The following is a 10,235-nucleotide window of genomic DNA, read 5'->3' on the forward strand; positions in this document are numbered from 1 at the left end:
AATCTTGCTAACTTGATGTGATTTGAAATTTTTGAATGCTTTCTTTTAAACAATGTTTTATAGTTAATATTATTTTATGAAAGACCCAATTTCAATGAGATTCCCTTCTGGGTCGGATATGTAACATGTACGTTGTCCCCATGGTTCGGTATTTGGTTTCATTACAGAAGTTGCACCTTTGCTGATAGCGTCATTGTATGCTTTGTCAACAGCATCATAATTATCCACACTCAAAGCTATTTCGTAATGGCCATTAGTGCCATGCGCGTAATTGAACTTACTTTCCGTCATCTGCTCAAAATCTGTTCTGCGATACAAAAGGAAAAGAGTTCCATCTTTTAATAGATAGACATTGGTCGTGTTTTCTTCTTCTTTGATTTCAAATCCCAAGACATCGCGGTAGAACCTGACCATCGTTGGCATGTCTTTTACAAAAATTCCAAATCCGTCTAATTTCATATAACTGTTGTTTTAAATTACTACTGCAAAGATAGAAAATAAAAGCCTTTATTTCCATTGATTCATATCAGATTTTATATACTAATGCTATATATAACTTAACAAAGATATATAAAAAATCAATATACACACTATTTATGTGTCTAAATGATAAAAGGCTTGAAGATATTTCAAGCCTTTTATTATGATAAAGCAAATAATAATTAATCTACTTCCTGGTCAGCTTCGTAGCCACCCATTTCACGGATAGCATTTTTGAGTATGGTATATTGCTCGAATAAATTGTTTACAGCTTCTTCGCCCTTTGTATAGTCGTGCATAGGGCTCTTTAGGAAGAAACTTAAGAAACGTTGTATTCCGAACCGACCAGCACGTGCGGCAAGGTCGCTGAGCAAAGTTAGATCAAGGAGTAATGGTGCTGCAAGGATAGAATCGCGGCACAAGAAATTAATCTTAATCTGCATCGGATATCCCATCCATCCGAAAATATCAATATTGTCCCAACCTTCTTTGTTATCATTGCGAGGAGGATAATAATTTATACGTACCTTATGATAAATGTTGCCATATAGGTCTGGTTGGTCATCAGACTTGAGAATCGTCTCCAATGTAGACAACTTGCTGACTTCCTTTGTTCGAAAATTTGCAGGCTCATCAAGAACTAGACCGTCACGATTGCCGAGGATGTTAGTAGAGAACCAACCATTAAGTCCAAGACAACGTGTTCCTATAATAGGAGCGAAACCACTCTTTACAAGAGTTTGACCTGTCTTGAAGTCTTTACCAGCAATAGGCATCTTGGTCTTCTCTGCCAATTCCCACATTGCTGGAATGTCAACAGTAGTGTTAGGTGCACCCATTATAAAAGGAGCTTTTTCAGAAAGTGCTGCATAAGCATAGCACATAGACGGAGCTATATGTTCGCGATCATCATCTTTCATTGCTTTCTCAAGAGAAGCCAACGTTCCGTGTATCGGTTCATATTCAGGAACGTATATTTCTGTTGATGCAGCCCAGATAACAACAATGCGTGAGCAGTTGTTTTTTGCTTTGAAATCTCGTATGTCTTTACGTATGCCCTCCATCATTTCCCAGCGATTTTTACAGTCTTTTACGTTATCACCGTCTAGGCGTTTTGCATAGTTGTGGTCAAAGGCTGCTTTCATTGGAACTATTTTTTCAAGTTCTTCACGAACCGGATTGATGTCTTTTTCTTTGAGGACTTCAGCGTAGATTGCGCTTTGATAAGCATTTTGTGGATAAATGTCCCATGTTCCGAAAATTATGTCATCAAGTTTTGTTAGTGGTACAATTTCTGAATAGTGTAGATACTGCTTGTCTTTGCCTTTTCCTACGCGAATTTTATCATACTGCGTCATAGAACCTACTGGTTTTGCAAGACCTTTGCGTACCATTAATACACCTGTCATAAATGTAGTAGCTACGGCGCCACATCCTACTACCATGATGCCTAATTTACCATCTGCTGGCTTTACATTAGTTAATTCCATTTGATATTTAGCTTATTATAGTTAAGAACAATTTCCGCAGCGAAATAATAAATTCAGTCTACACTCTGATCTACAAAAAAGTGTGTCAGAGTGTGCATGTCGAGAATTCATTTATCTTAGCGCTGCGGATTTTCTAATATAAAGAATATCGACATGCGCGCAAAAATAGTAATAATATTTAATAAAAAGATAAATATTCATTGAATATTGTTTAAAATGAACCGATTTGACCATTATTCTTGTAAATATGAAATCAATATGCAAAATCATGTTGATAAACAAGCGATTTTTCAATGTTTGCAAATATAGATATTGTTACTTGCCATTTTTTATAGTTCCGCTGTCTTTATCTTCGTTGTTGCGCAGTTTGTGACCACCATCATATTTTCTTCCGAAACTTATATCCCAGTTAACTGTTAATGCGACAAGGCGTGCACTTTCACGTATATGCATTGTTTGATGACTTGGCGCAAATCTATTATAGTTTATTGTAGGCAGGTTATAGCTTTGTCTGCTTGAAAATGGATTGAAGACAATTAATCCCAAAGAAACCTTCTTAATCCTATATTTCGCCATAGCCATCATGATACTTTCGTTTGATGTCATTGTTTCACCATAAAATGAGTTACAATGGTTTCTACTTTTCAAAAGTAAGGTGAGATTTTTGTATTGCATCATGGCTTCTGCATCATAATACCAGTTTGTGTAATAATGATGATAATTAAAACCATAACTATCATAATAGTTCATGCCCGTGGTAACATTAAATGTAAACAGTTTAAATAGCGGACCGACTTCAATCTGAACTTCAGGATTTAGGCTCTGCCAACTTCTTTGGTTTTGCTGTGTGCGTATAAATTTGTTACCTTCTCGGAGCGTTTCTTCCATTACTGGATTTTGCTGATATTGATAATTCATATTAAAGTTTACGTTGAAAATGTCATTTCGCCATTCATAATATAAGTTTGTCATCCATGTATGACTAACACTTAGATTAGGATTACCTCTTCGTATCTGCAATGAATCTATAATTTGTTCAACATTACTGATGTCTCCTAAGCTAGGAGTGGTATAAGAGCGTTCTCCACTTACCTTTATATACGACTTGTTATTAATTGTATAGCTCATGCTTGCCTTCGGATACCATTCTACTTGTTGAATTTTGTTTGAACCTTGTAGCATCCATATATATGACAAGTATGCTCCCAAAGAATAATTTAATTTACCAATAGTATGTTTCCATTCAGCAAAACTACGTGCATATCCATCGTGCATATTTGTTGTTTGGGTAACAGTTCCTGTATAATCGTTGTTTGTATAAGCCTGATTCCCACTTGCTCCAAAACTCAAACTACCTTTTTTAGTCAGTCCTAAAGAATAGATAGCTTCAGCAATAACAGAATATTTATTACCTCGAGTCATAGAATTTATTTCGGTTTGTACTAAGGAATTTTTGTCTTCGGTGTAATTTCTACGTATATTATTGTGTATATAAGTACCGACAACATTGAAAATCAATGTGCGATTATTGTTGTAGTTGCGTTGGAAATATATGTCGAGCCAAGGACGTGTCTTATTTTCATTGTTAATATCAAGCATATTCACAAAATTATTTTTGTCATTAATTGGGAACAAAGTGCTTTTTGTGTTTGTTGTTGATTTATCTCTACCAAGATTTAAAGTAGTATTTAAATACCATTTGTCTCCATTCTTATAATTATAGTATATGTTACCATATAGATTGTTATATTTTAATTTATCAGGTTCTCCATTTTCGTTACGCGTAAATGAAGTCCCGTCTTGATAATTAAATGTTTCTGTGTTGTAACGCCATTGGTGAAGGTTGCGATAACTCTCCCATATAAATGCGCCAATTTCTGACTTTCCTTTATTATATGATCCTGATAATTGGTCTTCTCCCCATCCATCGAAAGGAGAATGACGACTTTCAAGAGACAATGTTCCACCTGATATAGGACGTTTTGTTATATAGTCGATGACGCAAGCAACGTTTTGACCATATTTCATTCCGGGATTATCATTATACTCAATCCTTTGAATGTTTTCTGGTCTGAGTGCCTGTATTTGTTGTATGCTGACCTTTGCTCCATTTATTCGAGTTTGTACTTCTCCTTTTGCAGAAGACGATATCGTGTTGTCAATAGGATTGATATGTAAGCAACTCAGCTGCATAGCTCTTAACAAATCTATGCCGTTGTTAGAAGCCTTAATCTGAAATTTTGTTGGTAATGCCACTTGTTTGTCAGAAGTTCTGATGACTTTTGCTGCACTCACAACGACTTCGTTAAGTTGATGTGTTGCAGACTCCATAGATATATTGCCAAGTTCGAGATTATTATTCAGGAGTTTGATGTTTATACTTTTGTCATCAAATCCTAGACTGGTTATTACTATTTTGTAATCTCCATTGTTGATATTCTCAAAAATGAATTGCCCATTTTTATCAGATGTGATACCTGAAACGAATGACGAGTCTTGTCTTTGCAAAATGACAGATGCATAATCAACAATATTCTTGTTTGATATTAATTTACCTTTAATCGAGTATGTATTTGCTTTTGCACAGCATACTGAAAGGAAAAGTAATAATGCGATTGTAATTCTTTTGTCCATATGTTAATCAATTTTGTATATATAGACGTTGATAAATGAAAAAATGTTGCAAACAATGTTGTAAATAGCGTAAGTTTATTAATTGCAATTAAAATTAAAGTATATTTCAATTCAATTGAAATGATATAAACAATGTCGCCGGAAAATCATTAATAAAGTTTAGTTAATTATACTCAAATCTTGGAATAATGCAGAAAAACAGTGTATCTTTGTGTCGATTTATTAAATAGATTATATGAATAAGCAAGTTTTTCAGACAGACAATAAGTCAAGATGGATGAAATTTAAGTGGACAATCAGAGTTTTTGTCTTCATAGCAGTAATACTCATTGCGATATTTATAACAATGTTTATTATTGATCATATTCCAAATGTTCCTTTCCGTCAGGATTTCAAGAGTGCAATGACGGCATCAAAGCCATTCTTACAAGAAACAAAATATTCGCGTGAATATAAAGGATTCCGTTCATTTATATCTGAAAAGAAGCTGCATAATAACTATGCTCAGGAAAAAATGAGAAGATTGGGAAAGCTAAGACGTTTTGGTGGACGTAGTGATTCTCTTATTCAGAAAAATGTAGATAGTTGGACAGATTTTTCTGCTGGAATACGTGCTGGTTTCTATGTATCATGGGACCCGAAATCATACACCTCTTTGCGTCAAAACATTCATAATCTTAATTTGGTAATGCCAGAGTGGATGTTTATTGATCCAAAAACCGACGGCATGAAGCTGAAGACTGATAATAAGGGACTTGCATTGATGCACAAAAGTGGAGTGCCTATTATGCCGATGCTAACTAATAATGTTGATAAATCCTTCCGTGGTGATGTTGTTAGTCGTATTCTTCATAATCCAATGAAACGACGTAAGCTCATTGACAGCATTGTATATCAATGTGTGAAAAACAATTTCGTAGGAGTAAACATTGACTTTGAGGAATTAACTGAAAATAGTGACGAATACTTGATAACGTTTATCAAGGAACTTACTACTACGATGCATAATAATGGTCTTCTGGTTACAGAGGATGTTGAACCGTTTAACGATGACTATAATTATAAAGAATTAGCTAAATACTTGGATTATTTGGTGCTAATGGCTTATGATGAGTATTCTCAGTCAAGTGATCCAGGCCCTGTATCTTCACAAAAATGGATAGAGGCAGCTTTGGATCGTACAGCACTCAATGTTCCAAACAATAAAATCATATTAGGTCTTGCTGCATTTGGTTATGACTGGAGCAAGAATCCAGATGGTAACGTCAGTCTTGATTACCAAGGAGCTTTAGCAAAAGCTGCAGAAAGCGGATCAAAGATAAACTTTGATAACAATACATATAATCTTGATTTCGCATATCGCGATGAAAGAGATTATCTGCATCAGGTATATTTTACAGATGCCGCCACAACGTTCAACGTGATGCGTTTCGGTTCAGAATACGGTCTTGCTGGTTTTGGACTTTGGCGTATGGGAAGTGAGGATAACCGTATATGGAAATACTATGGTAATGACATGCAAAGTAGCTCACTTGGAAAAGTCGGAGAGCATGAATTTGAGGAAGTGAAACTCAATAGTGGTATCAACTATCTTGGTGACGGTGAAATTCTGGATGTTAAGAAAACTCCTAAACAAGGAAAGATAAAACTTGTTATGGATAGCACAAACACGCTTATCGCTGAAGAAGATTATATAAAGATACCTACATCATATCAGATAATGAAATATGGTGAAGCTGGTGATAAGGAACTGTTGCTAACCTTTGATGATGGACCAGATTATCGTTGGACTCCAAAGGTTCTTGATATATTGAAAAAATATAAGTTGCATGCCGCTTTCTTTGTAGTGGGAATACAGGCAGAACGTAATGTACCTTTAGTAAGACGTATATATGATGAAGGGCATCTTGTGGGTAACCATACTTTCTCTCACCGTAATGTTGCTAATGTGTCACCAGATAGAACTTTCGCCGAACTGAAACTAACTAGACTTCTTATTGAATGTATTACCGGACATACTACCATACTTTTCCGCCCACCTTACAATGCCGACAGTGAACCGGCAAATATGGAGGAACTTGTACCAGTTGTTCTGGCAAGAGAACAAAATTATATTGATGTTGGTGAGAGTATAGACCCAGAAGACTGGGAGCCTGGAATAACTGCAGACCAGATATTTAATAGAGTTGTTAAGCAAGTAAAACAAGGTGCAGGACATGTAATATTATTGCATGATGCTGGTGGAGATACACGAAAAGAGACAATAAAGGTGTTGCCACGCATTATAGAGTATTTTCAGAAAAGAGGGTATAAGTTTGTTACATTAGAGGACATCCTTAAAAAGAATCGTAACCAACTGATGCCTAACGTTGAAAAAGGCAAAGAGTATTATGCGATGCAGGCCAATCTGGCTCTTGTTACTGCTACATACGATATAATACAGTTTCTAACAGCAATGTTTATCATCTTCATCATTCTTGGTATAGGACGATTGCTGTTTATGGTTTGTCTAACAATAAAGGAACGCCGTAAGGAAAAACTACTGCAACAAGATGTAAGTATAACATCTGATGCACCAAAGGTTTCTATCATTGTACCTGCGTATAACGAAGAAGTTGATGCCGTTTCTTCATTGGAGAATTTGCTCAATCAGGATTATCCTAATTTTAATGTGATATTTGTAGACGACGGTAGTAAGGACAATACTTACAAGTACGTATGCGATGCTTTCAGCGATAATTCAAAGATGGTGATACTTACAAAGCCTAATGGCGGTAAAGCATCTGCGCTTAACTATGGTATTATGCATACAGATGCAGAGTATCTTGTATGTATTGATGCTGATACGAAACTGTATCCGAATGCTGTCTCTCTGCTTATGTCACACTTCTTGCGACCAGGATCAGAAAAGGTTGGTTCGGTTGCTGGTAATGTGAAAGTTGGAAATCAACGTAATATGTTAACAAAATGGCAGGCTATTGAATATACTACAAGCCAGAACTTTGATCGTATGGCTTATGCTGCCATTAATGCAATTACTGTTGTTCCAGGTGCTATTGGTGCATTCCGAAAGCAAGCAATAGAAGATGCTGGAGGATTGACTACCGATACTTTGGCTGAAGACTGTGACTTAACAATAAGAATCAATCGTGCAGGATATGTGATAGAAAATGAGAATCGTGCTGTTGCAATGACAGAAGCACCAGAACATATAAAGCAATTTATGAAACAACGTGTGCGCTGGACTTTTGGAGTAATGCAGACATTCTGGAAACATCGTGATTCATTGATGGTAAGGAAAAATAAAGGACTTGGATTCTGGGCTTTACCTAATATGCTGATATTCCAGTTTATCATACCAACCTTCTCACCACTTGCCGATCTGTTCATGATTATCGGCTTGTTTAGCGGTAATGCATGGCAGATATTCATATATTATCTTATGTTTACAGCCGTAGATTGTAGTGTTTCTATAGCAGCTTATCTATTTGAGAAGCAGCCTTTGCGAGTACTATTGTGGATAATACCTCAACGCTTTGCATATAGATGGATAATGTATGCTGTGCTGTTCAAGAGTTACAAGCGTGCTATAAAGGGAGAGTTGCAGACATGGGGAGTACTTAAACGTACAGGAAATGTTGGTAGCATCAATTCTAAAAAGAAGTAATTGAACAAATACACTGTAATGAGTATAATTTATTATGAATATAAGAATACATTTCAGTCATAAAGAAGAAATATGGAATTCATGGAGCCATGCTGGAGGTATCGTATTGGGCATAGTGTTTGGGGTTATATTCCTTATATGGTGCTCTCGTGCTCATGACGGAATAGCTGCAGCCGCAGTGATATTATATCTCTTTGGAATGCTGTGCTCTTATGTTGCCTCGACATTATACCATTCTTTGTCAGCTTGGAGCAAGTGGAAAGAAAGATTGCGCAAATGGGATCATTCTGCCATATACTGGCATATTGCTGGAAGTTACTCTCCGATAACACTTATCGCATTACGCGACCAAGGATATTGGGGGCTGACTTTGTTCTGCTTTGTATGGGGATGTGCGATAGTGGGTACGATAATAAGTTTCGTAAACCTAAAGGATCATAGCAATCTTGAGACTATCGCTTTTGTAGCAATGGGATTTAGCATGCTCATTGCTATCAAACCATTGATAGATTCTTTAAGCGGAGGTGCCTTAGAATGGATTATAGCAGAAGGAGTATGCTATATAACTGGAGCTGTCTTCTATAGTTTAAACAAAAGAAAATACATGCATACAGTATTCCATTTCTTTGTGCTCGCTGGGAGTATATGTCATATCGTTGCCGTGTGGGATATACTGATGAAATATGTTTGAATAACAATTTGATTATATCATATTGGGACATGTCTATTTATAGGCATGTCCCTTTTTTATGAGTTACAACTATTGACTTATTCCTTATATACAATAAATCTTTAAATGTTGGCAAAAAGTGAATTCCTCGTCAATTAGGGAGGGATATTCTCAATAAACCTAATACAGCTAAAGACACGCTACCAGAAAAAGTTTTTTCAATGTCACTAATGTCACTTTGTCACAAACCCTTTGTTTATAAGGGATGAGCGAGTGACATTAAGTGACATTATCGGCCTAAAAGTGGCATTAAATTGGAAATAGTACCTATTTTTGGCGATTTTTCACCAAATATGTTATTTACACCATACATATATTTTACACTGATTGAGTTTTATCAAACATAAAGATAGACTTCCTAAACAGTATGGATAATTTAAAAAGCTACTACATACAAATAACAAATGTGATAGAATCAATTTGAATGTATGAAAATAGCTTTTGAAGCTGAATGCATAAACGTTTACCTAAACTTCAACACCTTTTGGGTAACAATATTACATCAACACGTGTGCAATCAAATTACATCGGTATGTGTGTAATTAGATTACATCGGTACGTGTGCAACACGATTACACAACGTAGGTAACTTGATTACACAACGTGTGTAACCGTGTTACATAGCGTGGGTAATTCTATTACACACGTTGTGTAATAGAATTGTTGAACATAAAAAAATATTACTTAGAGCTGGTAAACAAATCATAATCTGAAATACTGCAAGAATAAGATTGCTGGCAATTACCACTATATTTACAGTTAGATTTTGAGGTAACAGTTAGACACATTGCGGAGTATAGTGCACATTATGACGAGAAAGGGCCACTATAAACGAAAAAGTGTCTATATATGTGCTGCATATTTTGTAAAAAATCACCAAAAATAGGTGTATTTTGCAATTTAATGTCACTTTTAGACCGATAATGTCACCCAATGTCACTCGCTCATCCCTTATGTCTTTAGCCGGAATAGGTTTACATTTGTTATTAAATAAGTTGTCTAACCTTACCAGATTGGTTGTCATTCAATCCAATATGGTTGTCACCTTCCCGAATTAGTTGTCGGTTGATGAAAATTTTGTTACAAATATCTTTTATTATCATATCTTTGTCTACAAATTTAGAAATAAAATCCGATACAACAAAATTAAATAAATGAAAGACACTCCGAGGAAGTTGTCGACTGTGGGCAGACAGCCCCCGTTAGACTTTTCTCTTCATATAGCATTCGCTTC

Annotated in this window: 5 protein-coding genes; 2 read left to right on the forward strand and 3 right to left on the reverse strand. The window is 35.7% G+C overall.

Annotated elements, in window-relative coordinates; genetic code table 11:
- Positions 1 to 69 precede the first annotated feature (69 nt).
- From B045_RS0109415 to B045_RS0109425, 3 genes are all read right to left on the reverse strand, one after another.
- Positions 70 to 459, reverse strand: a complete 390-nt coding sequence (locus tag B045_RS0109415) for a VOC family protein (protein ID WP_018464021.1) — start codon at positions 457 to 459, stop codon at positions 70 to 72.
- Between the two features lie 203 nt (positions 460 to 662).
- Positions 663 to 1,970, reverse strand: a complete 1,308-nt coding sequence (locus B045_RS0109420; protein ID WP_018464022.1) for an inositol-3-phosphate synthase — start codon at positions 1,968 to 1,970, stop codon at positions 663 to 665.
- Positions 1,971 to 2,285: 315 nt separating this feature from the next.
- Positions 2,286 to 4,604: a TonB-dependent receptor gene (locus tag B045_RS0109425; RefSeq protein WP_018464023.1), complete on the reverse strand. Its 2,319-nt coding sequence runs from the start codon at positions 4,602 to 4,604 to the stop codon at positions 2,286 to 2,288.
- A 235-nt stretch (positions 4,605 to 4,839) separates the two neighbouring features.
- On the opposite strand from B045_RS0109425, the gene B045_RS0109430 reads away from it, so the two are divergent.
- Both B045_RS0109430 and trhA read left to right on the forward strand, forming a co-directional pair.
- Positions 4,840 to 8,271, forward strand: a complete 3,432-nt coding sequence (locus tag B045_RS0109430; RefSeq protein ID WP_018464024.1) for a polysaccharide deacetylase family protein — start codon at positions 4,840 to 4,842, stop codon at positions 8,269 to 8,271.
- A 34-nt stretch (positions 8,272 to 8,305) separates the two neighbouring features.
- Positions 8,306 to 8,962, forward strand: a complete 657-nt coding sequence (gene trhA, locus B045_RS0109435) for a PAQR family membrane homeostasis protein TrhA (protein ID WP_018464025.1) — start codon at positions 8,306 to 8,308, stop codon at positions 8,960 to 8,962.
- Positions 8,963 to 10,235: the final 1,273 nt, after the last annotated feature.

The organism is Segatella paludivivens DSM 17968 = JCM 13650 (assembly GCF_000373185.1).
Lineage (GTDB): Bacteria > Bacteroidota > Bacteroidia > Bacteroidales > Bacteroidaceae > Prevotella > Prevotella paludivivens.